The organism is Ancylobacter novellus DSM 506 (assembly GCF_000092925.1).
GTDB classification, from domain to species: domain Bacteria; phylum Pseudomonadota; class Alphaproteobacteria; order Rhizobiales; family Xanthobacteraceae; genus Ancylobacter; species Ancylobacter novellus.
Window position 1 is genome coordinate 2,490,131 of the sequence record NC_014217.1, and the last position, 23,001, is coordinate 2,513,131.

25 protein-coding genes and 1 tRNA gene are annotated in these 23,001 nt (G+C 68.6%); 19 read left to right on the forward strand and 7 right to left on the reverse strand.

What is annotated here, in order from left to right; all coding sequences use genetic code 11:
• Positions 1 to 51: 51 nt before the first annotated feature.
• The gene (locus tag SNOV_RS11840) at positions 52 to 2,322 is read right to left on the reverse strand and encodes a TonB-dependent receptor (protein ID WP_013167172.1); all 2,271 of its coding nucleotides are present in this window, start codon (positions 2,320 to 2,322) and stop codon (positions 52 to 54) included.
• A 360-nt stretch (positions 2,323 to 2,682) separates the two neighbouring features.
• Between SNOV_RS11840 and SNOV_RS11845 the strand changes: the two genes are divergently transcribed.
• Both SNOV_RS11845 and SNOV_RS24240 read left to right on the forward strand, forming a co-directional pair.
• Positions 2,683 to 3,651, forward strand: a complete 969-nt coding sequence (locus tag SNOV_RS11845) for a tetratricopeptide repeat protein (RefSeq protein ID WP_244412741.1) — start codon at positions 2,683 to 2,685, stop codon at positions 3,649 to 3,651.
• A gap of 222 nt (positions 3,652 to 3,873) precedes the next feature.
• Complete coding sequence (locus tag SNOV_RS24240) at positions 3,874 to 5,427, forward strand: hypothetical protein (RefSeq protein WP_013167174.1); 1,554 nt, start codon at positions 3,874 to 3,876, stop codon at positions 5,425 to 5,427.
• Positions 5,428 to 5,480: 53 nt separating this feature from the next.
• Here SNOV_RS24240 and SNOV_RS23825 read toward each other — a convergent pair whose 3' ends face one another.
• A complete protein-coding gene (locus SNOV_RS23825; RefSeq protein ID WP_013167175.1) occupies positions 5,481 to 5,870 on the reverse strand; it encodes a hypothetical protein in 390 nt (129 codons plus the stop codon).
• 158 nt (positions 5,871 to 6,028) lie between these two features.
• On the opposite strand from SNOV_RS23825, the gene SNOV_RS11860 reads away from it, so the two are divergent.
• On the forward strand, positions 6,029 to 6,925 hold the full coding sequence (locus SNOV_RS11860) for a diacylglycerol/lipid kinase family protein (protein ID WP_013167176.1): 897 nt from the start codon (positions 6,029 to 6,031) through the stop codon (positions 6,923 to 6,925).
• Between the two features lie 197 nt (positions 6,926 to 7,122).
• Here SNOV_RS11860 and SNOV_RS11865 read toward each other — a convergent pair whose 3' ends face one another.
• On the reverse strand, positions 7,123 to 7,845 hold the full coding sequence (locus tag SNOV_RS11865) for an SIMPL domain-containing protein (protein ID WP_013167177.1): 723 nt from the start codon (positions 7,843 to 7,845) through the stop codon (positions 7,123 to 7,125).
• Between the two features lie 348 nt (positions 7,846 to 8,193).
• Between SNOV_RS11865 and SNOV_RS11870 the strand changes: the two genes are divergently transcribed.
• The 16 genes from SNOV_RS11870 to SNOV_RS11940 all read left to right on the forward strand — a co-directional run bounded on the left by SNOV_RS11870 (position 8,194) and on the right by SNOV_RS11940 (position 19,525).
• A tRNA-Ile gene (locus tag SNOV_RS11870) sits at positions 8,194 to 8,269 on the forward strand.
• 86 nt (positions 8,270 to 8,355) lie between these two features.
• Positions 8,356 to 9,273: an ABC transporter ATP-binding protein gene (locus tag SNOV_RS11875; RefSeq protein WP_013167178.1), complete on the forward strand. Its 918-nt coding sequence runs from the start codon at positions 8,356 to 8,358 to the stop codon at positions 9,271 to 9,273.
• Positions 9,270 to 10,079 (forward strand): ABC transporter permease, encoded by an 810-nt coding sequence (locus SNOV_RS11880; RefSeq protein WP_013167179.1) that lies wholly within the window; start codon positions 9,270 to 9,272, stop codon positions 10,077 to 10,079. Before SNOV_RS11875 ends, SNOV_RS11880 begins: the two co-directional genes overlap by 4 nt.
• 14 nt (positions 10,080 to 10,093) lie before the next feature.
• On the forward strand, positions 10,094 to 11,119 hold the full coding sequence (locus SNOV_RS11885) for an ABC transporter substrate-binding protein (RefSeq protein ID WP_013167180.1): 1,026 nt from the start codon (positions 10,094 to 10,096) through the stop codon (positions 11,117 to 11,119).
• Complete coding sequence (locus tag SNOV_RS11890) at positions 11,119 to 12,060, forward strand: homocysteine S-methyltransferase family protein (RefSeq protein ID WP_013167181.1); 942 nt, start codon at positions 11,119 to 11,121, stop codon at positions 12,058 to 12,060. Before SNOV_RS11885 ends, SNOV_RS11890 begins: the two co-directional genes overlap by 1 nt.
• Before the next feature lie 90 nt (positions 12,061 to 12,150).
• Positions 12,151 to 12,435 (forward strand): hypothetical protein, encoded by a 285-nt coding sequence (locus SNOV_RS11895; RefSeq protein WP_013167182.1) that lies wholly within the window; start codon positions 12,151 to 12,153, stop codon positions 12,433 to 12,435.
• A 71-nt stretch (positions 12,436 to 12,506) separates the two neighbouring features.
• Positions 12,507 to 12,965, forward strand: coding sequence for a YbaK/EbsC family protein (locus SNOV_RS11900; protein ID WP_013167183.1), 459 nt, complete (start codon positions 12,507 to 12,509; stop codon positions 12,963 to 12,965).
• A gap of 94 nt (positions 12,966 to 13,059) precedes the next feature.
• Positions 13,060 to 13,671 (forward strand): LemA family protein, encoded by a 612-nt coding sequence (locus tag SNOV_RS11905; RefSeq protein WP_013167184.1) that lies wholly within the window; start codon positions 13,060 to 13,062, stop codon positions 13,669 to 13,671.
• A 23-nt stretch (positions 13,672 to 13,694) separates the two neighbouring features.
• Positions 13,695 to 14,486 carry a TPM domain-containing protein gene (locus tag SNOV_RS11910; RefSeq protein ID WP_013167185.1) on the forward strand — a complete coding sequence of 264 codons (792 nt, stop codon included), beginning with the start codon at positions 13,695 to 13,697 and terminating at the stop codon, positions 14,484 to 14,486.
• Complete coding sequence (locus tag SNOV_RS11915; protein WP_013167186.1) at positions 14,486 to 15,115, forward strand: TPM domain-containing protein; 630 nt, start codon at positions 14,486 to 14,488, stop codon at positions 15,113 to 15,115. The genes SNOV_RS11910 and SNOV_RS11915 overlap by 1 nt, the downstream gene beginning before the upstream one ends.
• Before the next feature lie 75 nt (positions 15,116 to 15,190).
• The gene (gene ilvD / locus SNOV_RS11920) at positions 15,191 to 17,023 is read left to right on the forward strand and encodes a dihydroxy-acid dehydratase (RefSeq protein ID WP_013167187.1); all 1,833 of its coding nucleotides are present in this window, start codon (positions 15,191 to 15,193) and stop codon (positions 17,021 to 17,023) included.
• Between the two features lie 33 nt (positions 17,024 to 17,056).
• Positions 17,057 to 17,359 (forward strand): alkylphosphonate utilization protein, encoded by a 303-nt coding sequence (locus SNOV_RS11925; RefSeq protein ID WP_013167188.1) that lies wholly within the window; start codon positions 17,057 to 17,059, stop codon positions 17,357 to 17,359.
• A 134-nt stretch (positions 17,360 to 17,493) separates the two neighbouring features.
• The gene (locus SNOV_RS24245) at positions 17,494 to 17,619 is read left to right on the forward strand and encodes a hypothetical protein (RefSeq protein ID WP_013167189.1); all 126 of its coding nucleotides are present in this window, start codon (positions 17,494 to 17,496) and stop codon (positions 17,617 to 17,619) included.
• A 12-nt stretch (positions 17,620 to 17,631) separates the two neighbouring features.
• Complete coding sequence (locus SNOV_RS11930; RefSeq protein ID WP_013167190.1) at positions 17,632 to 17,928, forward strand: DUF6166 domain-containing protein; 297 nt, start codon at positions 17,632 to 17,634, stop codon at positions 17,926 to 17,928.
• 9 nt (positions 17,929 to 17,937) lie between these two features.
• A complete protein-coding gene (locus SNOV_RS11935; protein ID WP_013167191.1) occupies positions 17,938 to 18,720 on the forward strand; it encodes an alpha/beta fold hydrolase in 783 nt (260 codons plus the stop codon).
• A gap of 64 nt (positions 18,721 to 18,784) precedes the next feature.
• Complete coding sequence (locus SNOV_RS11940) at positions 18,785 to 19,525, forward strand: GntR family transcriptional regulator (RefSeq protein WP_013167192.1); 741 nt, start codon at positions 18,785 to 18,787, stop codon at positions 19,523 to 19,525.
• Positions 19,526 to 19,549: 24 nt separating this feature from the next.
• On the opposite strand, the gene SNOV_RS11945 is transcribed toward SNOV_RS11940, so the two are convergent.
• From SNOV_RS11945 to SNOV_RS11960, 4 genes are read right to left on the reverse strand one after another with little or no spacing between them, the layout of a single operon-like run.
• Positions 19,550 to 20,272 carry an ABC transporter ATP-binding protein gene (locus SNOV_RS11945; RefSeq protein WP_013167193.1) on the reverse strand — a complete coding sequence of 241 codons (723 nt, stop codon included), beginning with the start codon at positions 20,270 to 20,272 and terminating at the stop codon, positions 19,550 to 19,552.
• A 10-nt stretch (positions 20,273 to 20,282) separates the two neighbouring features.
• Positions 20,283 to 21,098 (reverse strand): ABC transporter ATP-binding protein, encoded by an 816-nt coding sequence (locus SNOV_RS11950; RefSeq protein ID WP_013167194.1) that lies wholly within the window; start codon positions 21,096 to 21,098, stop codon positions 20,283 to 20,285.
• A 3-nt stretch (positions 21,099 to 21,101) separates the two neighbouring features.
• The gene (locus SNOV_RS11955) at positions 21,102 to 22,118 is read right to left on the reverse strand and encodes a branched-chain amino acid ABC transporter permease (protein ID WP_013167195.1); all 1,017 of its coding nucleotides are present in this window, start codon (positions 22,116 to 22,118) and stop codon (positions 21,102 to 21,104) included.
• A complete protein-coding gene (locus SNOV_RS11960; protein ID WP_013167196.1) occupies positions 22,115 to 22,996 on the reverse strand; it encodes a branched-chain amino acid ABC transporter permease in 882 nt (293 codons plus the stop codon). Before SNOV_RS11960 ends, SNOV_RS11955 begins: the two co-directional genes overlap by 4 nt.
• Positions 22,997 to 23,001: the final 5 nt, after the last annotated feature.

The following is a 23,001-nucleotide window of genomic DNA, read 5'->3' on the forward strand; positions in this document are numbered from 1 at the left end:
TGAACCGGCCTTCCCCAGATGCGACGGTCAGTCGGTTCGGGCGCAGGCCCGTCAGAAGGTGGCGCCGATGGTCAGGACGAAGGTACGTCCCGAGGCCGGCACCGCGCGGTTGCCCCAGCCGGCGGCGTAGTTCAGCTCGTCGGTGAGGTTGTAGCCGTTCAGCGCGATACGGAAGTTCTCGTACTGGTAGGAGACGAGGGCATCGAGCGAGAAGGTCTCGGGGATGATCGCCGTGTTGGCGGTGTTGGTGTAGTAGCGGTCGGCATAGGTCACGCCGGCGCCGACCATCAGCTTGCCCGGGATGCTCGTCCAGAAGCTCTTGGTGAGCTCGTAGGTCGTCCACAGGGTGAAGTTGTTCGGCGAGACGAAGGGCACTTCGTTGCCGACATATTCATCCGTGGTCGAGGTCTGGATCTCGCTGTCGTAATAGGCATAGCCCGCCTGGATCACCCACGCATCGGTGATGTTGCCGGTCAGGCCGAGCTCGACGCCCTGCACGCGCTGGTTCTCGCCGGTCTCGACGCTGTCGCCGGTTACCGGGTCGATGTAGTAGGCGTTGCTCTTGTCGACGCGGAACAGCGAGCCGGTGAAGCCGAGGCGGCCGTCCAGCAGCGCGATCTTGAAGCCGGCTTCGTAAGTCTCGTTCTCTTCCGGCTCGAGGTCGTCCTGGACCGGGTTGACGACGGTGATGTCGTTGGTCGGGAACATGCCCTGCGGCGAGAAGGAGCGCGCCCAGGAGACGTAGTAGGTCTGGGTGTCGGTCGGTTCCCAGATGATGCTCGCCTTCGGGCTCCAGAAGTCGGTCTGGGCGTCGGCATTGGTCCAGCTACCGCTGCCGTTCTGGCACACGGTCGAGCCGGTCTCGACGCACCAGGCGCTGTAGTCGGACGAGTAGTTGTCGTAGCGCACGCCGCCCAGGATCGAGATCTGGTCGGTGAACCAGACACGGTCGCTGATGAAGGCGCCGAAATCGGTGGCGTTCGACTGACGCTGGCCGTTATTGCCCATCGGGTTGGGATAGAGGAAGTAGCCGGTCGTGTTCTCGTAGATCGGGTTCCAGATGGTCGAGGTGCCCTTGGTGCCGTCGACCGAGACCAGCGTGCGCTCGTCATTGACGAAGTACATGTCGATGCCGCCGACCAGCTCGTGGCGCAGGAAGCCGGTGTTGAACTTCGCGATGGCGGTGGTGATGTTCTGGCCGCTCCAGCTCGTCTGCTCGAAGCCCGGATTGCCGCCGCCGAAGCTGATGTTCGGGTTGCCGCCGGCGAAGAACTGGCCGGTGCAGCTATCGGCATATTCCTCGGGCGTCGCGTCGGTGCCGCCGTTGGAGCAGCCCGGCACGGTGGTGGCGAAGTTGCGGGTGTAGTAGCCGATCCGCGAGTCGTTGGTGATGGTCAGCCAGTCGTTCACCTCGCGCTTGTAGTTGGCGGTGAACATGTTGGTGTCGGTGTCGTCGTGGTCCGTCACCTTGCCGTAGAAGGTAGAGCGGGGGACGCCGAACTCCGTCACCGGCTTGCCGAGCGGCCCGAGGCGCGCGGCGTCGCCATACAGCGGGGTGACGACCGGCACGCCGTAGTCCGGCGTGCGCTCGCCGCGCTGGTACAGGTAGTTCAGGTGCAGGGTCTGGTCGGTGCCGAGGCCGAAGCCGAGGTCGGCGAGGATGCCCCAGCGGTTCGACTCGACATGGTCGCGGTCTTCCACGTCCTGCTCGTTGACCATGCCGACGATGCGCATCGCCGTGGTCTGGTCGAGCTGCTTGTTGATGTCGAACACGCCGCGATAGAGCGGGCCGGAGCCGAACTGGCCCTCGATGTCGTACTTGTCGCCGAGATGCGCCTTCTTCAGCGTCGAGTTGATGACGCCGCCGGTGGTGCCGGCGCCGAAGGTTTCGGACGAGGGACCCTTCAGCACCTCGACCGTCTCATAGGCGAAGCTGTCGCGGACATAGACGCCGAAGTCGCGCAGGCCGTTGATGTAGATGTCGCCCTTGGCCTGGAAGCCGCGGATGCGGAACTGGTCGCCGTTCATGCCGCCGCCGCCCTCGCCGATGCCGACGGTGACGCCCGGAACGTTGCGCAGCGCCTGCTCGAGCGTGGTGACGCCCTGCTCCTGCATCGTCTCCTGGGTGATGACGGTGATGACCTGCGGCGTGTCCTGCACCGTGCCGGGAAGCCGCGAGAGACCCGTCGACGCTTCGAGCGTGTTGGCCGGCGAACCCTCGCCTTCGACCGTCACGGTCGGCAGTTCCTCGTCGGAGGCTGGCGGCGTGGTCGCCGCCTGCTGGGCCAGCGCGCCGAACATCGGAAATGCCGTCATCGTCATGGCAAGTCCGGCCGTCACTGCGGCGTTAGGCGCAGTATCTCTCAGCGTCTTCAATGTCTTCATCGGAACCCAACCCCTTATTGGTATCTTTTTGCGTCTATTAGAGACGATTCCACCCCCCTTCAAACATTATGTTTTTTATCTGTTCCAAGATCGACTTCTTACGACGATTCAAATATGCAGTTTTTAATTTTTAAAAACTAAAGAACGAGCAATCATCTTGCGAATAGACTCGACGAGACCTTATGTGACGCAAGGATGTAAGGCCCATGCCGGGCTTCGCGCGGAGCGGGCCGGCAGGCCGCGGAGGACGGCGAAAGCATGCCCGAGGCGTGGATTTCCTTTACCGAGCTCAAGCGAATGGGTCCGGAGGTGTTGCGCGCGCGCATCAGTGAGCGGCCGCAGGAAGCCGCCCGCTGGGTGGAGGCGGCGGCGCTGAACGGGCTGGTCAACGCGCAGATCGCCTGGGGCCAGATGCTGGTCGACGGCCATGGGGTCGAGCGCGATCCCGAGGCGGGGCTGCGCTGGTTCACCGTCGCCGCCAGCGCCGGCAGCGCGGAAGGCACCAACATGGTCGGGCGCTGCCACGAACTTGGCTGGGGCGTGCCCGCCGACGCCGCCGAGGCGGCGCGGCACTACCGCAGGGCCGCCGCTGCCGGCCACGCCTGGGCGCAGTTCAACCTCGCCACGCTGCTGCTCGACGGACGCGGCGTGGCGGCCGAACGGCACGAGGCGCTCGTCTGGTACATGCGCTCGGCCTCGGGCGGCAACGCCAAGGCGATGACCATGCTCGGCCGCTTCCTCGAATTCGGCTGGGACCGCCCTGCCCGTCCCGCGGCGGCGCTGCGCTGGTATCGGCGCGGAGCGGAAGGCGGCGACTATCGTGGCCAGTTCGACCATGCCCGCCTGCTGCTGGAGCTCGGCGGCCGGCTGGAGGAGGCCCTGCCCTGGTTCGCGCGCTCGATCGAGGCCGGCGTCCCCGCCTTCTGCCGCAATGTCGGGACCGGCCTGCGCACCGCACCGGAACCGATGCTGCGCTGGCTGGCGCTGCGCGCGCTGGAGCGCGCCTGCGCGAGCGGCGAGCCGCACGATTTGCGCGCCTATGCGGCGGCGCTGGCCGAAGGGCTCGGCGGCCTGCCCGATCCCGAGGGCGCGGCAGGCCAGTTCGAGCGCGCCCGCATGGCCGAAGCCGCGCTTCGCCGGCAGCCCGTCGCGCCGACGCGGGTCAAGCGCCCGGCATCGCGCAGCTTTCGCAAACGGTTCATCGCGCGTTTTCGGCGGATGGTCGGCCGCGTCGGCACCTTCCGCAGCGGATCACAATTGAGTTAAGAACTAAAACGCAGGGATAACCGAAGCAAAGCTTCTTCATTACTATGCGACCTCTGGCACCTAACAAGATACCGAAGCGCCACCTGTCGCCTGACATTCTTCATATGGTCGACTTCGACCCAGAGGTATTGGCTGAAACCCGTTACCACCGCCGCCGCTTCTTGCCTCGGCGCCGGGACAACAGATTGCACGCGGCGCCCCCTTCAACAGGAGAGCGCTGCAATGTGGCAGGCAGAGAGAAAAGCACGAGGACTGGCCCTGGTCGGCACCGGCGCGCTCGCCGCGTGTCTCGTCATGGGAACGATGATTGAAGCCGAAGCGCAATCGCGCGGCGGCCTGGGCGGCGCGGCGGGGCGCGCCGGCGATGGAGCCGGGCGCGCCGCCTCCGGCCTTGGAAAGTCGCTCGGCGGCACCGTATCGGGCGTGACCGGCGCCGTGGGTGGCACCGTGTCGGGTGTGGGCGGCGCCGTGGGCGGCGCGCTCTCCGGCACGGGCACCAACGTCGGCAGCAGTGTCGGTAGCGCCGTCTCGGGCACCACCAATGCTGTAGGCGACGCCGTGTCGGGTATCGGCAGCAGCGTCGGCGGAGCGGTTTCCGGCGTCGGCGGCAGCGTCGGCGGCGCCACCTCCGGTCTCGGCGGCGGCCTGAGCGGTGGCGGCGGCCTTGGCGGCGGCCTCGGTTCGGTCGGCGGGGTCTCCGACGGCATGGGCAGCGGCTCCCGCGGCGACAGCACCACCTCGGTGACCGGACGCGCTCCCCTCTCGGCCAATCTGCTGGCGATCCAGCTCGAGCTGTTGCGGCGCGGCCAGGCGCCGGTGGCGGTCGTCCGCAGCAACAGCGGCAACATCGCCGACGCCAAGGTGAACCTGCTGGGCCGTCGCGGCGTCAACGCCAATGCGGCGGTCGGCACCTCGTCGACGCGCGGCCTGGCCGTCGACGCCAAGGCGAACGCGCTCGGCGCGCGCGGCGTGACTGCCAATGCCGACGCCACGTTGGGCGATCGCCGCGCCCGGCGCGCGCCGACCAACGCCACTGTCGGGCTCACTGCGCTCGGCACCGGCGGCGTTGCCAATCGCACCACCGCAACCCTCGGCGGCCCCAGCTCGACGGCCAAAGTCGGCAGCCGGACGACGCTCGGCTCCCTGCGCGGCACGACCGCCACGGTCGATGCCACGGTCGGCGACCGCCGGCCGGCCACGCGCAGCCTGGCGAACGCCAATGTCGGGCTGAACACGCTCGGCACGAACGGCGTGACCAACCGCACCAGCGCGACCCTGCTCGGCACCAACCCCACCGCCGACGTCAGCAGCACCACCACGCTCGGCGGCAGCAGCGGCCTGACCAGCGGCACCCGCGCCACCATCGGCGGCACGGGCTCGACCGCGGCGGCCGGCACCACCGCGTCGCTCGGCGGCGCTGACGGCGTCGGCGCGAATGCGGGCGCCGCCATCGGCGGCGCCAGCACCGCGGCGGTCAATGTCGGCATCGGTATCGGCGGCGATGCGACCGGACCGGGTACGGGCGGCCCCGGCACTGGCGGCCCCGGCGCGGGTCCCGGCACCGGCCCCGGTGGTCCCAGCGCCGGCGGCCCTGGTACGGGTGGTCCCAGCGTGGGTCGCCCCGGCCCGGGCGGTGGCACGGGCATCGGCGCCCGCAACACCAGCCGCGCTTCCGACATCGCGGAGAAGAAGACCCGCTGCACCGGCGTGCTGTCGGACCCTCGCTCCTATGATTCCGGCCTCGTGGCGCTGTGTCGCGACCTGATCGGCGGCTGACCGGCCGATCCGACCACCGGCCGTCCCGGCTTCCCGCCGGGGCGGCCTTTTCATCAGCCGCGGCTATTGGCCCAGGCGCGGATCTCACCGACGAGATGGCGGAAATCCCAGAACGCGGCCCCAAGCAGCACCGCCGGCACCAGCGCCGCCAGCAAGGCCCAGCCCTCCGACCAGTCGACCGGCCCGCGGGCGAAATCATAGGCGGTGTAGGCGCCGAACAGCGTCACCACCACGGCGATGCCGAAATAGGCGATGCGGTCGAGCCTCGTGACAATAAGGGCGATCAAGGCTGCCACCACGACGCCGATCAGCGCCGCCCAGCCCCAGCCGAGCGAGAGCAGCGTCGCCGCCCAGCGCCCCGCGCTGGCGGAGACGAAGATGAGTGCCGCAAGCACCAGGAACCCCGCCCGCAGGCGCAGGATCGACACGCTCGCCGCCGCCATTCCGGCCTTCCCCCGCACTACCGCCGCACTCACGCGAATCTGTGCCGTATCGGCATCACGCGCGCAATACGCAACCTCGCGGCGGCAACACGCCTTCGCAGCGCCGCGGATTCGGCGAGAATGGCGTTAGGTTAAATCCCCCCGATTCCGGATCCTCCATGCACCACGTCCTGGTCCTGCTCAACGCCAATGCCGGCACGCTGCTCGACCGCAATGCGGAGGAAGTGCGCGACCTCGTCGAGCAGGGCCTCGGCGACGGCGACCTTCAGGTCGAGGTGCATCTGCTGCGCGGCAAGAACCTGGTACGCGCCATTCGAGAATCAGGACGCGGGCCGCACGACACCGTCATCGTCGGCGGCGGCGACGGCAGCGCCAGCCTCGCGGCGAAGAGCCTCGACGGCTCGGGCAAGGTGCTCGGCATATTGCCGCTCGGCACGCTGAACCTGCTGGCGCGCGACATCGGCATGCCGACCGATCTTCCCGAAGCCCTCGCCGCGCTGGCCGCGGCGCAGGTGCGCGAGGTCGATTTCGGCACGCTGAACGGGCGCCCCTTCCACACCATCTCCGGCATGGGCTTCTTCAGCCAGATGGCGCGCGCCCGCGAGACGGCGCGGCAGTGGAAGCTCTGGCGTTTCCTCGCCGTGATCATCGCTGCCATGCTCGCGCTGCGCCGCACCGGCCGCTTCGACCTCGAGGTGACGGTCGACGGCACGCCGCACAGCTTCCGCGCCTTCGCCGCCCTCGTCTCGGTCAACCGCTTCAGCGGGCCCGGCTGGCGGCGCGCGCATCTCGACGAGGGCGTGCTGGAGCTTCACATCGCCGAGGACCGCGGCGCCCTCGCCTTGCTCAAGGCCGGCGCCGACATGGTCGCCGACACCTGGCGCAGCAATCCCGGCATCGTCAGCCTGACGGGAAAGCGGATCACCCTGCGGCGGCCGAACCGCGACCGCTCCTGGGTCTCGACCGATGGCGAGCTGGCGCGCGAGAAGATGCCGCTCGACTACCGCGTCATGCCGCGCGGGCTGAAGCTGCTGATCCCGCCGAAGGGGGAGTGAGGGTCGGGCGGCGGCGGACGTCTCGGGATCCGACCCAAAACTCCAGCTCCGACAGGACCAACCTCATCCTGAGATGCCCGGCCAACGGCCGGGCCTCGAAGGATGCACGTCCGGGTGCGCTGTAACGAGCATCCTTCGAGGCTCGCTACGCTCGCACCTCAGGATGAGGACGCTGTTTCGGGCCTTGGGATGCCCCCTCAGCGCGGCTCGATCTCGTAGGTGATGGTCACGCCGGCGCGCAGCTCGGTCTCGCCCGCTTCGACCGGCACGGCATCGGCCTTCATCATCGCCGGCGCCGCCATCATGCGCGGCATCGGGCGCGGGCCGCCCTCGCCGGAAATGGAGAGCACCCTCACCAGGCGCACGCCGCTCGCCTCGGCGATCAGCCCGGCCTGGTGGCGCGCATCCTTCACCGCGGCGACGCGGGCGGCGTCCTCCAGCGCGGCGGGATCGGCGATGTCGAAGGCGATGCCGCCGATCTGGTTGGCGCCCTTGCTCACCATCTCGTCGAGCAGCGTACCGAGCTTGCCGAGGTCGCGCACCCGCACGGTGACGTTGTTGCTCACCTGATAGCCGGCAATGCGCGGGGCCTCGTTGCTGTCCTTCTTCGGCGGGGCGTATTGCGGTTGCACCGAGAAGCCGGAGGTGGCGATATCGCGCGGCTCGATGCCGGCGGCCTTGATCGCCTCGATCAGCTGGGCGACGGCAGAGGAATTGGCTTCGAGCGCCTCGCGCGCGGTCTTGCCCTCGCTCACCACGCCGGAAGTGAGGCTCGCCATGTCCGGCACCGCGCTGGCCTTGCCCTCGCCGGTCACGGTGAGGGTCGAGCGCCGCGGGCCGGAGGAGATGTCCTGCGCGGCGAGCGGCGAGAGCCCCGCGAGCAGCACGGCGACGCAGAAGGAGGCGCGGATGAGCTTCATGTCTGACTTCCTCGAACCAGCCGAATGACGAAACGGCAGCGAGAGCACTGCTGCCCGAAGGCGGCGGCATTGGGGCGGGCGGTGCGGATGGGGACGGCGTGGATGGGGATGGTGCGGATGGGGATGGCGCGCGGTGAACTCAGGTGCGAGGCGCGTGGGGTACTCTCCTCCTCGGCCGGCTGCGGCGGCCGCGAAGCCGCGTGGGGATGTGTGCCACCCGCCCTCCCCTCGCCGGCCGGCGAGCGTCGGCGAGACGGAAGGTGGACAGCGCCAGCGCCCCGGTTGGCGCGCGCACGGTCCTTTGCTAGTTTCCGCCCGCCCCACCGGCGCCTTTGCGCGCCCCGGCAAGGGCCTGTAGCTCAATGGTTAGAGCCGGCCGCTCATAACGGTCTGGTTGCAGGTTCGAGTCCTGCCGGGCCCACCAACCCCTCCCCCACCTTGCATGACGCCCACAGCCCGCTAATTTGCCCGCGAACGAAAGCCCCGCGGAAGGGGCTGGCGGGAGGAGTGATGGATGTGGTCGAAGCCCGGGCGGCCGCCCCGGGCGCCTCGCACAATGCTTCGCAGGATGACGCGCAAAACGGCACACAGGGCCTGGCGGTCGAGCTCGCCGGGGTGCGGGTGGCCTTCCCCGCGCCGGACCGGCGCGACGGCACCTTCGTCGCCGTGGACAAGGCGGACCTTTCCGTCGCCGACGGTGAGTTCGTTGCCATCGTCGGGCCGACCGGCTGCGGCAAGTCCACGCTCCTCAACGCCGCCGCCGGCCTGCTCGTCCCCGCCGCCGGCCGCGTCAGCATCTATGGCGAGCCGCTCGCCGGGCTGAACCGCAAGGCCGGCTATCTCTTCCAGGCCGAGGCGCTGTTCCCGTGGAAGACGGCGCTGGAGAACGTCGCCATCGGGCTGGAGGTCGCCGGCGCGCCCACGGTCGAGGCCGAGGCGAAGGCCCAGCGCTGGCTTTCCCGCGTCGGCCTGTCCGCCTTCGCCGGGCGCTACCCGCACATGCTCTCGGGCGGCCAGCGCAAGCGCGTCGGCCTCGCCCAGGTGCTGATCCGCGATCCGCGCATCCTGCTGATGGACGAGCCCTTCGGCCCGCTCGACGCGCAGACGCGGCAGATCATGGGCAATTTGCTGCTGGAGCTGTGGAGCGCCGACCGCAAGGCGGTGATGTTCGTCACCCATGACCTCGAAGAAGCCATCGCGCTCGCCGACCGCGTCGTCATCATGAGCGCCGGCCCGGCCTCGCGCATCATCGGCGAGTGGAAGGTCGCCCTGCCGCGCCCGCGCGACATCGCCGAGATCCGCCTCGATCCCGCCTTCCACGCGCTGCACCGGGAGATCTGGTCGAAGCTGCGCGACGAGGTGGCCAAGGGCTACGCCCAGACCGAAGGCGTCCAGACCGAAGGCGTGCAGACGGAGGGCGCGGCGTGAGGCGGGTCCGGCTTCTTTTCCTGCAGGTTCTCGTCGCCGTGGTGCTGATGGCCATCTGGCATGTCGGCTCGACCTACCGCATCCCCGCCGGCGTTTTCGGGGCGAAGGCGTTCTATCCGCTCGACCCGTTCTTCTTCTCCACGCCAATCGACGTGTTCCAGCGCACCTGGCGCGACTTCTACACCGGGGTGATCTGGTATCATCTCGGCATCACGCTCTTGGAGACCCTGCTCGCCTTCGCCATCGGCGCGCTGGGCGGGGTGCTGGTCGGCTTCTGGTTCGCCCGCAAGCAGCTCGTGGCCGCGGTGTTCGACCCCTATGTGAAGATGGCGAACGCCCTGCCCCGCGTGGTGCTGGCGCCGATCTTCGCATTGTGGCTCGGGCTCGGCATCTGGTCCAAGGTGGCGCTCGGCGTCACGCTGGTGTTCTTCATCGTCTTCTTCAACGTCTATCAGGGCGTGCGCGAGGTGAGCCCCACCGTGCTCGCCAATGCCCGCATGCTCGGCATGAACGAGCGCCAGCTGATGCGCAACGTCTACTGGCCCTCGGCGCTGACCTGGATGTTCTCCTCGCTGCACACGGCGGTCGGCTTCGCGCTGGTCGGCGCTGTGGTCGGCGAATATCTCGGCTCGGCGGCAGGCCTGGGCTACCGCATCCATCAGGCGGAAGGCGTGTTCGACGTCACCGGCGTGTTCTCGGGGATGCTGGTGCTCGCCATCTTCGTCATCATCATCGACACGCTCGTCAGCGCCATCGAGAACCGGCTTCTGGTCTGGCGCCCGACCGCCGCGACCGGCCTGAAATAATGGGAGGAAACGCCATGAAATCCGTTCTGACCGCCGCCGCGCTCGCCATCGCCGGCGCGCTCGCCTTTGCGGCTCCGGCCGCAGCGCAGGCGCCGGAGAAGCCGAGCCTGACGCTTGGCGTCGGCGGCAAGCCGCTGCTCTATTACCTCCCGCTGACCATCGCCGAGCGCAAGGGCTTCTTCAAGGAAGAGGGCCTCGACGTCACCATCAACGACTTCGGCGGCGGCTCCAAGTCGCTGCAGGCGCTGATCAGCGGCTCGCTGGAGGCGGTCACCGGCGCCTATGAGCACACCATCCGCATGCAGGCCAAGGGCCAGGACATCGTCTCGGTGATCGAGCTCGGCCGCTTCCCCGGCATCGTGCTGGTGGCGCAGAAGGACAAGGCCGACACCATCAAGTCCATCAAGGACCTGAAGGGCGCCAAGATCGGCGTCACCGCGCCGGGCTCCTCGACCAATTTCTTCGTCAACTTCCTGCTCGCCAAGAACGGCCTGTCGCCCGACGACGTCTCCTATATCGGGGTGGGCGGCGGCGCCTCGGCGGTGGCGCAGTTCAAGCGCGGCGGGATCGACGCCATGGCCAATCTCGATCCGGTCATCACCAAGGTGGAGAGCGACGGCGACGCCTTCATCCTCGCCGACAGCCGCTCCGAGGCCGGCAACGACGCCATCTTCGGCGGCACCAACCCGGCGGCGGTGCTCTATCTCAAGCGCGACTTCGTCGACGCCAATCCGGTCACCGTGCAGAAGCTCACCAACGCCTTCTACAAGTCGCTGAAGTGGCTTCACACGGCCACCCCGGAGGAGATCGCCGACGTGGTGCCGGAGGAATATCTGCTCGGCGACCGCTCGCTCTACATCGCCGCGGTGAAGGCCTCGAAGCCGATCTATTCGCTCACCGGCGTGATCCCGGAGAGCGGCATGAAGAACGCGCTGAACATGCTGGTGGAGTTCGATCCGGAGCTGAAGGGCGCCAAGATCGACCTTCCCAAGACCTTCGACGGCCGCTTCGTCGCCAAGGCGGCGGAGACCGTCAAGTAATGCCCTCGACAGCCGCGATCCTCGAAGGCGCCCCCGTCATCCTCGCCGACGGGGCCATCGAGACGCGGCTGATCTACGAGTTCGGGCTGCCGACGCCGGACTTCTCCTCCTTCGTGCACCTGTTCACCAGGGAGGGCCGCGCGGCGCTCGACGCCATCTATCGCGGCTATATGCAGGTGGCAGGCGAGAGCCGCCTGCCGATGCAGGTCGGCACGCCGACCTGGCGGGCGCACCCGGAAGGGCTGGTCCGCCAGGGATTTTCCGCGCCGGACGATCTTCGGCGGGTGAATGAGGAAGCCTTCCGCTTCCTCGCCGGGATGCGCGACGCGCTCGGCGTCGGCGACCTCGTGATGATCGCCGGTGTCCTCGGCCCGCGCCGCGACGGCTACGATCCCGCCGTTGCGCCCGATGCGGCGGAGGCGCAGGCCTATCACCGCCCGCAGGCGCGGGTGCTGGCCGATCTCGGCGTCGACCTGCTCTACGCCCCGACCTTCGCGAGCGCGCAGGAGCTTCTCGGCGTCGCCCGCGCCATGGCGGCGACCGGCCTGCCCTATGCGCTGGCGCCGGTGATCGACGACGACGCCCGGCTGATCGACGGCACGCCGCTCGACGCCGCCGTCGCGGCGATAGACGAAGCCGCCTCCCCGCCGCCGGGCAATTATTTGATCGGCTGCACCCATGCGATCCATGTCACGCGGGCGCAAGGCTCCGTGCATTGGCCGGCGAACGGCCGGGTGACCGGCCTCAAGGCCAACGCCTCTCCGCTGCCACCGTCCGAACTCGATAAGCTCGACCATCTGAAGCAGGACGATCCCGAAACCTTCGCCGCGGGCCTCGCCCGGCTCCATGCCGGCGGCATGCGCGTGCTCGGCGGCTGCTGCGGCACCAGCGAGGCGCATATCCGGGCGCTCGCCCGGCGTTTCGTCGCCGAGCCGGCCTGACCTCTCCTATTCCTGAACGGACGCTCCCTGTTCCCGTGCCGGCATCGGCCTAGAATGGAAGCCGTTATCGGCGATGCGCGAGGCAGACCCATGCGCCCCCTTCTTCTCACCCTGCCCCTGCTGTTCATGGCGCCGGCCCTGGCGCAGGCGCTGCCGGATTCGCTCAGGATGAGCTGCGCCAGCGCGCGGGCGCTGGTCCAGCAGCAGGGCGCGGTGGTGATCGGCACCGGCCCGAACATCTATGAGCGCTTCGTCACCAATCCCGGCTATTGCCCCACGCAGCGCGCCGAGCCGGCCTGGATACGCACCGCCGACCAGCAGCAATGCCTCGTCGGCAAGCGCTGCCGCGACCGGCGGCTGCAGATAAGGCGCTGAACAGGCGACGCCTCGACAGCGGCCGCGCGCTGCTTTATCCGGCGGTAGCCATCTCCCGCCGCGAGCCGCCGATGAGCCTCGAATCCGTCCGCGCCTTCTTCGCCGCGCATGCCCCCGACATCGCCGTCGTCGAGACCGAGCAGAGCTCGGCCACCGTCGAGCTCGCCGCCGCCGCCCATGGCGTGGCGCCGGCGCAGATCGCCAAGACCATCTGCCTGCGCATCGGCGAGGCGGTGCTGCTGGTGGTGACGAGCGGCACGCGACGGCTCGACAACCGCAAGGCCAAGGACGTGCTCGGCGGCAAGCCGCGCATGCTCGGGCCGGAGGAGGTGGTCGCCGCCACCAGCCATCCGGTCGGCGGCGTCTGCCCCTTCGGCCTGCCCTCGCCGCTGACCGTCTATCTCGACGTCTCACTGAAAGGTTTTGCCGAGGTGGTGCCGGCCGCCGGCGCCACCAATGCGGCGCTGCGCATCGCGCCGGAGCGGATGGCCGAACTCGTCGGCGGCCGCTGGGTCGACGTCTGCGGGTGACGGCGGCCGATGTCCCGCCATGGCCGTGACACGCGCGGCGCCCTATAACACCGCAACGGCGCCATGAACCGGCGCAGAGCATGGGGCCTTGCACATGTCGAACGCTCTCCTCCTCGCCCGCCGCGGCTTCGCCGCCCTGTTCCTCGTGGTACTGGGGCTCGGCCTCGCCGGCTGCGGCGTCAACAACATCCCGACCAATGAGGAGAAGGCCAAGGCGGCGTGGAGCGAAGTGCTCAACCAGTACCAGCGCCGGGCCGAGCTGATCCCCAACCTCGTCGAGACGGTGAAGGGTTATGCGCAGCAGGAGAAGGACGTCCTCACTCAGGTGACCGAGGCCCGCGCCAAGGCCACCTCGATCCAGGTCGACGCCTCGACCGTCACCGACCCGGAGAAGTTCCAGCAGTTCCAGAACGCGCAGGCGCAGCTCTCCAGCGCGCTCGGCCGTCTGATCGCGGTGTCCGAGGCCTATCCCGACCTCAAGTCCAACCAGAACTTCCTCGCGTTGCAGTCGCAGATCGAGGGCACCGAGAACCGCATCGCCGTGGCGCGGCGCGACTACATCGAGGCGGTGCGCGTCTACAACACCGAACTGCGCACCTTCCCGGGCGTGCTCTGGGCGATGACGCTCTACCGCAACAACCAGCCCATGCAGACCTTCACCATCCCCGAGGAGCAGATGAAGGTGCCGCAGGTGAAGTTCAACTGAGCCGGCGCCTGCGCGAGCACGCCATGTCCCATCCACTCCGCCTCGCGAGCCTCGCACTGGCGCTGCTGCTCTGCGCCTTCGCCGGTGCCGCGTGGGCGGAGTTCACCTTTCCCGCGCTCACCGGCCGGGTGGTCGACGCGGCGAACATACTGGACGCCGGCCAGCGCGCGGCGCTGGAGCAGAAGCTGGCGGCGCAGGAGGCGAAGACCACCGACCAGTTCGTCGTCGCCACCGTGCCCTCGCTCGAAGGCACCGACATCGCCGATTACGGCAACCGGCTATTCCGCCACTGGCAGCTCGGCCAGAAGGACAAGGACAACGGCGCGCTGCTGCTGGTGGCGCCGAACGAGAAGCAGGTGCGCATCGAGGTCGGCTACGGGCTGGAGGGCGTGCTCACCGACGCGGTGGCGAGCACCATCATCCGCACCGCCATCCTTCCCGCCTTCCGCAATGGCGACTTCGCCGGCGGCATCGACAAGGGCGCCGACGCGGTCATCGAGATCCTCAATCTCGACCCCGCCGAGGCGGAGCTGCGCGCCCGGCAGGCCGAAGAACCGGCGATGACCGCCGACGACTGGATCTCCCTGCTGTTCTTCGCGGCGATGTTCCTCTTCTGGGCCTATGTGTTCTATCGACAGGTCCGCTATGGCCGCTCCTCCCGCTCGATGCGGCGCGGGGCGGCAGCCGGCGGCGTCTCGAGCTGGGAATGGGGCCGGGGCTCCTCCGGCGGTGGCGGTGGCTGGTCGAGCGGCGGCGGCGGCTTCTCCGGCGGGGGAGGCTCGTCGGGTGGCGGCGGCGCCTCGGGGAGCTGGTGATGGCGCGCGACGACATCGTCCTCACCGACGCCGAACGGGCCCGCCTCGCCGAGGCCGTCCGCCGCGCCGAAGCCGGTACGGCGGGCGAGATCGGCGTCGTCATCTCCACCCGGCCGCTGGTGCCGCACGCCAATCACGCGCTGCTCTGGGCGGCGGTGATCGCGCTCGCCTTGCCGTGGCCCGTCGCGCTGCTGACGCCCATCGACGTGCCGCAGCTTCTGGCATTGCAGGCGGCGGCCTTCGTCCTGCTCGGCGCGCTGCTCGCCTTCGCCCCGCTTGGCGCGCATTGCGTGCCGCAGGCAGTGAAGCACGCCGCCGCCCGCAATGCCGCGCTCGACCATTTCCTCGGCCTCAGTATCCACCGGACGAGCGGGCGCACCGGCATCCTCATCTTCGTCGCCCTGCCCGAGCATCGGGTGGAGGTGGTGGCGGACGAGGCGATCCACGCCAAGGTCGGCTCCGGCGCCTGGGCCGAGCTCTGCGCCCGCGTTCTCGTCGGCGCCCGCGAGGATCGCCTCACCGAGGGGCTGGAGGCCGGCATCGCCGAGGCCGGCCGCCTCCTCGCCCGGCACGCGCCGCGCCGCGAAGGCGATGTCGACGAGCTGCCGAACCGCATCGTGCTGCTGTGAACCTCCGGCGACGGTAAGAGGTTGCGCCGACTGGCCGCCAGGCGCATAAGCGGCTCCGAAGATTGGAGGAATTCCATGCCCGCCTATCGTTCCCGCACCACCACCCACGGCCGCAACATGGCCGGCGCGCGCGGCCTGTGGCGCGCCACCGGCATGAAGGATGGCGACTTCGGCAAGCCGATCATCGCCGTGGTGAACTCCTTCACCCAGTTCGTGCCGGGCCATGTCCACCTGAAGGACCTCGGCCAGCTGGTGGCGCGCGAGATCGAGGCGGCGGGGGGCGTCGCCAAGGAATTCAACACCATCGCGGTCGATGACGGCATCGCCATGGGCCATGACGGCATGCTCTATTCGCTGCCCTCGCGCGAGCTCATCGCCGACAGCGTCGAGTACATGGTCAACGCGCACTGCGCCGACGCCATGGTCTGCATCTCCAATTGCGACAAGATCACCCCCGGCATGCTGATGGCGTCGCTGCGCCTCAACATCCCGACCATCTTCGTCTCCGGCGGCCCGATGGAAGCCGGCAAGGTGGTGCTGGGCGGCAAGACCAAGGCGCTCGACCTCGTCGACGCCATGGTCGCCGCGGCCGACGATCGCGTGTCGGAAGAGGACGTGCAGGCGATCGAGCGCGCGGCCTGCCCGACCTGCGGCTCCTGCTCGGGCATGTTCACCGCCAATTCGATGAACTGCCTCACCGAGGCGCTCGGCCTCGCCCTCCCCGGCAACGGGTCGACGCTGGCGACCCATTCCGACCGCAAGCGGCTCTTCGTCGAGGCCGGCCACACCGTCGTCGACCTCGCCCGCCGCTATTACGAGCAGGACGATTCCAGCGTGCTGCCGCGCTCCATCGCCAGCTTCGCCGCCTTCGAGAACGCGATGACGCTGGACATCGCCATGGGCGGCTCGACCAACACGGTCCTGCACCTGCTCGCCGCCGCGCATGAGGGCGAGGTGCCCTTCACCATGGCCGACATCGACCGGCTGTCGCGCCGCGTGCCGGTGCTGTGCAAGGTCGCGCCGGCCGTCGCCGACGTGCATGTCGAGGACGTCCACCATGCCGGCGGCATCATGGGCATCCTCGGCGAGCTCGACCGCGCCGGCCTGCTCGACACCTCCGTCGGCAGCATCCATGCGCCCTCGCTCGCCGTCGCGCTGGAGCATTGGGACGTGAAGCGCAATTCCAGCGAGGCGGTGCACGAATTCTACCGCGCCGCACCGGGCGGCGTGCCGACCCAGGTCGCGTTCAGCCAGTCCGCCCGCTACGACGACGTCGACCTCGACCGCGAGAAGGGCGTCATCCGCGACTACGAGCACGCCTTCTCCAAGGATGGCGGCCTCGCCGTGCTCTACGGCAACCTCGCCGAGGACGGCTGCATCGTGAAGACGGCGGGCGTGGACGAGAGCATCCTCAAGTTCACCGGCACCGCCGTGGTGTTCGAGAGCCAGGACGACGCCGTCTCCGGCATCCTCGGCAACCGGGTGAAGCCGGGCCAGATCGTGCTCATCCGCTATGAGGGGCCGCGCGGCGGCCCGGGCATGCAGGAGATGCTCTACCCGACGAGCTACCTGAAGTCGAAAGGGCTCGGAAAGGCGTGCGCGCTGATCACCGACGGGCGCTTCTCCGGCGGCTCCTCGGGCCTCTCCATCGGCCATGTCTCGCCGGAAGCGGCCGAAGGCGGCACGATCGGTCTCGTGCGCGAGGGCGATGTGATCGAGATCGACATCCCCAACCGGCGCATCCATCTCGCGGTAGACGACGCCGTGCTCGCGGCCCGCCGCGAGGAGCAGGAAGCGCACGGCTGGAAGCCGGCCGAGCCGCGCAAGCGCAACGTGACCACCGCGCTCAAGGCCTATGCCGCGCTCGCCACCAGCGCCGCCAAGGGCGCGGTCCGGCAGGTGCCCTGAGGCCGCGCGAAAGCTTACCGACAGGAGGCCGCGATGGCCGATGAAGACGACGCCTATGTCTATGACGAAGCCACCGGCGAGTGGCGCCCGGCCTCGGAGATGAAGGCCGCGGCCGCCGCCGCGCTGGAGGTGCGCGATGCCTCCGGCAATGTGCTGGCGGACGGCGATTCCGTGGTCCTGATCAAGGACCTGAAGGTGAAGGGCGCCGGCCAGACGCTGAAGCAGGGCACGGTGATCAAATCGATCCGCCTCACGGACAATCCGGAGGAGATCGACTGCCGGCACGAGGCGATCAAGGGCCTCGTCCTGCGCACGGAGTTCGTGCGCAAGCGCTGAGGCGCGCCGATCTTCCGTCCAGGCGGCTCACGCGCTCGGCCCCCCGCCTATCTGCTCGTGCAATAGCGGCCCCGCCCCGCCTGCGGCACCTTCCTCGCTATCCGCGGAAGGTCCGCGGCGCAGGCGGAGCCGGCATGAACACGCTTTTCTCCGAGATCGTCGACGCGCATGGCGGCATGGACCGCTGGAATGGCTTCATCCGCAAAACCCGATTGCCGAACATGAGAGAGACATGTAATATGTCAGATGTCGGTAGTTGATGGATGAAGATCATGAAGACATATCGTGGGGACAGGACCATCGATGGCGTGGCGGTGACGGTGGACGGTGCGCCGCTGCCGGAGCGCACCGACATCAAGGAGATCAGCCGCGACGGATTCGAGTGGAGCTACGAGGGCGTCGCCCCGGCCCAACTCGCCCTGGCGATCCTTGCCGATCATTTCGGCTCCGCCGCGCTTGCCCTGCAGAACTACGACCGCTTCATGCGCGATGTGGTCGCCAATTTCGGCAATGAGTGGGAATTCACCACGGCCGATATCGAGGCCGTCCTTACCGCCCGCGCGGCCTGAGCCTTCTCCATGGCGTCGTTCGTCTCGCAGTTCGTCGCGGCGCCTGCCGGCGCGGTGGAGTGCTTCGTCGCCCATGGTCAGGCGGATCCCGCCAATGGTTCCTTCGTGCTGGTCCACGGCATTCAGGGAACGGCGGCCGCGTGGGCGGGGATCGCGCCGCGACTCGATAGCGGGCGCGCCGTTCTCATGCCAAACCTGCGCGGACGCGGGCGTTCGCCAAGCCCGGACGATACCGCCGCCTATACCCTCGGTCATTTCGCCGATGACCTTGCCGCGGTGATCGCCTCCGCCCCGGGCCCGGTGACGCTGGTCGGCTGGAGCATGGGCGTGCTGGTGACGCTGACCTACATCGCGCGCTTCGGCTCGGCGAAGCTTGACGGGCTGTTATTGGCCAGCGGCACCGCGCATCCCGGCAACGAGGCGGTGTGGTTTCATGCCGAGACGACCGAAGGCGTCGCGCAGGAGGCGCGCGCGCGGGCGGCCCGGCTCGGCCTCACCGCCTATGCCACGTCAACCGCCGTTGCCGGCGCCTGGGCCTCGGTACGCGCAGCGGATCTGCGTCCCGTGCTCACGCAGATCGAGCTGCCTACTCGAGTGCTGCACTGCGAACTGGACGACCAGTGCCCGCTCGATCATGGCCGGCTCATCGCCGCCAGTATCCCAAATGCGTCGCTGGAGGTCTGGCCGGGCGCCGGCCACAATCTCATGGCTGAGGATCCCGCCCGTTTCGCGCAGAGCGTGTTGCGCCTTTATGCCGCCGCGCGCTCTGATAGGCTGAAGACGACTCAGTGATATCTCAGCATCGGCCACACCTTCCGCCGGCTTCCCCGGCGGCCCGTTGCACCCGGAGTTCCCCATGCCGCCAGCAGGCACCAAGCGCGCCCCCAATGTGCGCAAGACCGACGGTCGGAAGACCGGCGGCGGGCGCGGCCGGCGTAACGAGGCGAGTCTCGAGGCCGAGGATCTCACGCTCACCGACCGCGCCTATCGCCAGCTCGAGGAGCTGATCTCGACGCTCCAGCTTCCGCCCGGCACGGTGCTGTCCGAGCTGACCTTGGCGCAGCGGCTGAATATCGGCCGCACCCCGATCCGCGAGGCGCTGCAGCGGCTCGCCCGCGATGGGCTGGTGGTGGTGCTGCCCCGCCGCGGCGTGCTGGTCTCCGAGATCAATCTGCGCACCCAGCTTCGCCTGCTGGAGACCCGCCGCGTGCTGGAGCGGCTGATGGCCGAACTCGCCGCCGAACGCGCCAGCGACGAGGAATGCGAGCAGTTCGCTCAGATCGCCAAGGGCATGCAGGATGCCGCCGCGCGCTCGGATGGCATCGAGTTCATGCGGCTTGACCGCACGCTGAACACGCTGGTCTCCGATGCCGCGCGCAACGAATTCGCCAGCCGCTCCATGGGGCTGATGCACGCGCTCTCCCGCCGCTTCTGGTACCAGCACTACAAGCGCGTGGCGGACCTGCCGCTGGCCGCGCAGCTCCACGCCGAACTCGCCGCCGCGATTGCGGAACGTGACGGCGAGAAAGCCGCCGCCGCCTCCGACAAGCTGATCGACTACATCGAATCCTTCGCCCGCAAGACGCTGGACGATTGAAGATACAAGAATTGAGCACGCGCCTTACGCGTGCTCCATCTCCACTTCGCCGGCGATGACGCGCATCACCGCGCGGTCGGCATGGGCCTGCGCCAGCGTACCCTCGAAGATCATCTCGCCACGCTCGACCACATAGAGCCGGTCGACATAATCCGGCAGGTGATGGACGTTGGACTCGGCCATCAGCACCGCCTCGCCCATGGCGCGGATCGAGGCAATGCCCTCCGAGATCATCGGGATGATCGCCGGCGACAGCCCCTCGAACGGCTCGTCGAGCAGGAGGAGGCTCGGGTCCAGCGCCAGCGCGCGGGCGACGGAGACCATCTTGCGCTCGCCGCCGGAGAGCTGCTGGCCGCCGCGCGCCAGATATTGCCGCAGCTTGGGGAACACCTTCAGCGAACGCTCCACCCGCTCCTCCTCCGAGAGAGGAGAAGGTCGGGTCCATGTCGGCAGCGCGATGTTCTCTGCGACGGTGAGATCGGCATAGACGTCGGATTCCTCCGGCGAATAGCCGATGCCGAGCTGCGCGATCTTGTAAGTGGGCATCCCGACGAGGTCCTGCCCCTTGAAGCTGATCGCGCCGGCGACCGGCGCGCGATGACCCATGATGGTGCGGAAGGTCGTGGTCTTGCCGGCGCCGTTGCGCCCGATCAGGCAGACCAGCTCGCCCGGCTCCACCGTGAGGTCGAGGCCGTTGAGGATGCGGCTGCCGGCAATATCGACCTTGAGGCCGGAGATCTTCAGCATAGGAGGCTCCTCAATGACTGGTCGCGGAAGCGAAGCTGGCAGCCGCATTCGAGGCCTTGTGCTTCATCTGCGGCGGGCGGGTGCCGACCACCGCGGCGATCAGCGCCGGATCCTTGAAGAAGGTTTCCGGCTTCTCATTGGCCAGCACACGCCCGGCCTGAAGCGCGACGATGCGGTCGGAGTAGCGGGCGACGAGATCCATGTCGTGCTCGACCTGGATGATCGCCCGTACCCCCGCCTTGCGGCAGGCGGCGATCAAGAGCTCCATGATGGCGTGCTTGTCGCCGGTGGAGACCCCGGAGGTCGGCTCGTCGATCAGGATCAGCTCCGGCTTCAGCGCGAAGGCGCTGGCGACATCGAGCAGCTTCTTCTCGCCCTGAGAGAGGGCGCGGGCGCGCTGGTCGAGCCGGTGGCGCAGGTTGAAGATATCCGCCACCTCCTCCACGGCATCATGCACCTCGCGGTCGCGGATCAGGCTGCGCAGCGGATTGATGGTGCGTTTCAGCCGCGAGGAGGCGGCGACGCACAGCGTCTCGCGCACGGTGAGCTCGGGGAAGATGTTCACCAGTTGAAAGCCGCGCGCCATGCCGCGCCGCGCCAGTTCCACCGGGCCGATGCCGCCAATGTCGCTGCCGCGGAAAGAAACCTGTCCCGAGGTCGGCTTGAGCAGGCCGGTGAGCACATTCACCAGCGTGCTCTTGCCCGCGCCATTCGGCCCGACGATGGAGATGAACTCGCCGTCATTGATCGAGATCGAGACATCGGTCAGGGCGTGGAAATCGCCGTAGCTCTTGCAGACGGTGTTGGCTTCGAGAAGCGCCGTCATGGTTCAGCTCCCGCGCTTGAAGCGGTGGAGGAGGCTTCCCGCGATGCCGGACAGGCCGCCGGGGAAGAACACGACAAGAAGGATCAGCACCGCGCCCATCACGAAACGCCAGTACTGGGTGATCGACATCACCGTGTCCTGCAGCAGGACGAAGGCGAGCGAGCCGACCACCGGACCGATGAAGGCCCCGGAACCGCCGAGCACCGCCATGAAGACGAGGTTGCCGGACTGGGTCCAGTAGACGATCTCCGGATCCGCAAGGCCGATGGTGATGGCGAGGATCGCTCCGCCAATGGCGCCGTAAAGGCCTGAGATGACATAGGCGGCGAGGCGCATGCGGGTGACCTGGACACCGAGATAGGCCGCCTTCTGCGCGTTCTCGCGGATCGCCTGGAGATGCAGGCCGAAGGGCGAGCGCACGATGCGCCACATGATGAGGCCGAGAGCCCCGAGCAGGCCGAGGGCGTAATAGTAGAACGGCCCGGTAAGGAAGGCGGTCTTGCCGCCCTCGAACTCCATGCCGAACAGCAGCGGGCGCAGCACCCGCATGCCCTGGTCGCCGCCGGTGAGGCCGTAGAACTTGTACAGCACCGAGTGGAACAGCATGCCGAAAGCCAGCGTCAGCATGCCGAAGAAGATGCGGGTGTAGCGCACGCACAGGAAGCCGACCGGGATGGCGATGATCACCGAGACGAGGATCGAGACCAGCAGGATCAGCTCGAAGGACTGCACGCCGAGCTTCGAGGTCATCACCGCCGCGGTATAGGCGCCGATGCCCAGGAACATGGCGTGGCCGAAGGAGAGCAGTCCGGTGTAGCCGAACAACAGGTTGAAGCCGAGCAAGGCGATGGCGAGCGCGAAGAATGGCACCATCAGGGTCAGCGTGTAGGTGGAGGCGAAGAACGGCAGGGCCGCCATCGCCGCGAGGATCACCAGGAGAGCCCAGAGGCCGGAGGCCCTCGTCGCTTTCGAAGGCGAGCGCGCCAACCGCGTGCTCTCGACGATATGGGGAGCACTCATGCCATCGCCTTTCCGAACAGGCCGGCCGGGCGCAGGATCAGCACCGCGATGACGACCACGTAGATCGAGAGGATTTCCGCCTCCGGCAGCACCATGATCGCGACGGCGCGGATCAGGCCGACGATCAGCGCGCCGGCCATCGCCCCGCGCATAGAGCCGAGCCCGCCGATGACCACCACGGCGAAGGCCTCGACCACGAGTTCGACCGACATTTCCAGCGAGGCGGCCGAGGCCGGCACCACCAGCGCGCCGCCCACCGTGCCGAGCATGCAGCCCACCGTGAACACCGCCGCGAAGATGCGCTTGGAGTTGACGCCGAGGCCCTCCGACATTTCGCGGTTCTCGGCCGTGGCGCGGATGATGCGCCCGGTGCGGGTGCGCTGGAGGAACCAGCCCAGCCCGCCGGCAATGGCGATCGAGGCGGCGATGACCAGGAGATTATAGGTCGGCACCCGGATGCCCGCGATCTCGGCGGTGCCATAGGCGAGATAGGCGTTGTCCAGCGTGAGCGGCGTCGGCCCCCACAGGAACCGCATCATGTCCTGGAACACCAGCAGCAGGCCGAAGGTCAGCAGCAGCTGGTGGCTCTCGTCGCGCTCGTAGACGGTGCGCAGCAGCCGCTCGACCGGCAGGCCGATCAGCCCGATGGCAAGACCGGCGAGGATCAGCACCGGCAGCACGACGATACCGGGAAGCCCCATCGCCGCGGCCGCCGCGACGGCGGTGATGCCGAAATAGGCCCCGAGCGCGTAGAACGAGCCGCAGGCGAGGTTGACGATCTTCTGCACGCCGAACACCAGCTGGAGGCCGGCAGCGACGAGGAAGACCACGGCGGCGTGGAAAACGCCGCCGAGGATCATGTCGATAAGGATTGCCATGTCGC

Bases quoted from the DNA above. Each gene is read 5' to 3' on its own strand.
- SNOV_RS11840 (WP_013167172.1), bottom strand. From the start codon at position 2,322: ATGACGATGACGGCATTTCCGATGTTCGGCGCGCTGGCCCAGCAGGCG.
- SNOV_RS11845 (WP_244412741.1), top strand. From the start codon at position 2,683: ATGGGTCCGGAGGTGTTGCGCGCGCGCATCAGTGAGCGGCCGCAGGAA.
- SNOV_RS24240 (WP_013167174.1), top strand. From the start codon at position 3,874: ATGTGGCAGGCAGAGAGAAAAGCACGAGGACTGGCCCTGGTCGGCACC.
- SNOV_RS23825 (WP_013167175.1), bottom strand. From the start codon at position 5,870: ATGGCGGCGGCGAGCGTGTCGATCCTGCGCCTGCGGGCGGGGTTCCTG.
- SNOV_RS11860 (WP_013167176.1), top strand. From the start codon at position 6,029: ATGCACCACGTCCTGGTCCTGCTCAACGCCAATGCCGGCACGCTGCTC.
- SNOV_RS11865 (WP_013167177.1), bottom strand. From the start codon at position 7,845: ATGAAGCTCATCCGCGCCTCCTTCTGCGTCGCCGTGCTGCTCGCGGGG.
- SNOV_RS11875 (WP_013167178.1), top strand. From the start codon at position 8,356: ATGGATGTGGTCGAAGCCCGGGCGGCCGCCCCGGGCGCCTCGCACAAT.
- SNOV_RS11885 (WP_013167180.1), top strand. From the start codon at position 10,094: ATGAAATCCGTTCTGACCGCCGCCGCGCTCGCCATCGCCGGCGCGCTC.
- SNOV_RS11890 (WP_013167181.1), top strand. From the start codon at position 11,119: ATGCCCTCGACAGCCGCGATCCTCGAAGGCGCCCCCGTCATCCTCGCC.
- SNOV_RS11895 (WP_013167182.1), top strand. From the start codon at position 12,151: ATGCGCCCCCTTCTTCTCACCCTGCCCCTGCTGTTCATGGCGCCGGCC.
- SNOV_RS11900 (WP_013167183.1), top strand. From the start codon at position 12,507: ATGAGCCTCGAATCCGTCCGCGCCTTCTTCGCCGCGCATGCCCCCGAC.
- SNOV_RS11905 (WP_013167184.1), top strand. From the start codon at position 13,060: ATGTCGAACGCTCTCCTCCTCGCCCGCCGCGGCTTCGCCGCCCTGTTC.
- SNOV_RS11910 (WP_013167185.1), top strand. From the start codon at position 13,695: ATGTCCCATCCACTCCGCCTCGCGAGCCTCGCACTGGCGCTGCTGCTC.
- SNOV_RS11915 (WP_013167186.1), top strand. From the start codon at position 14,486: ATGGCGCGCGACGACATCGTCCTCACCGACGCCGAACGGGCCCGCCTC.
- ilvD (WP_013167187.1), top strand. From the start codon at position 15,191: ATGCCCGCCTATCGTTCCCGCACCACCACCCACGGCCGCAACATGGCC.
- SNOV_RS11925 (WP_013167188.1), top strand. From the start codon at position 17,057: ATGGCCGATGAAGACGACGCCTATGTCTATGACGAAGCCACCGGCGAG.
- SNOV_RS24245 (WP_013167189.1), top strand. From the start codon at position 17,494: ATGAACACGCTTTTCTCCGAGATCGTCGACGCGCATGGCGGCATGGAC.
- SNOV_RS11930 (WP_013167190.1), top strand. From the start codon at position 17,632: ATGAAGACATATCGTGGGGACAGGACCATCGATGGCGTGGCGGTGACG.
- SNOV_RS11935 (WP_013167191.1), top strand. From the start codon at position 17,938: ATGGCGTCGTTCGTCTCGCAGTTCGTCGCGGCGCCTGCCGGCGCGGTG.
- SNOV_RS11940 (WP_013167192.1), top strand. From the start codon at position 18,785: ATGCCGCCAGCAGGCACCAAGCGCGCCCCCAATGTGCGCAAGACCGAC.
- SNOV_RS11945 (WP_013167193.1), bottom strand. From the start codon at position 20,272: ATGCTGAAGATCTCCGGCCTCAAGGTCGATATTGCCGGCAGCCGCATC.
- SNOV_RS11950 (WP_013167194.1), bottom strand. From the start codon at position 21,098: ATGACGGCGCTTCTCGAAGCCAACACCGTCTGCAAGAGCTACGGCGAT.
- SNOV_RS11955 (WP_013167195.1), bottom strand. From the start codon at position 22,118: ATGAGTGCTCCCCATATCGTCGAGAGCACGCGGTTGGCGCGCTCGCCT.
- SNOV_RS11960 (WP_013167196.1), bottom strand. From the start codon at position 22,996: ATGGCAATCCTTATCGACATGATCCTCGGCGGCGTTTTCCACGCCGCC.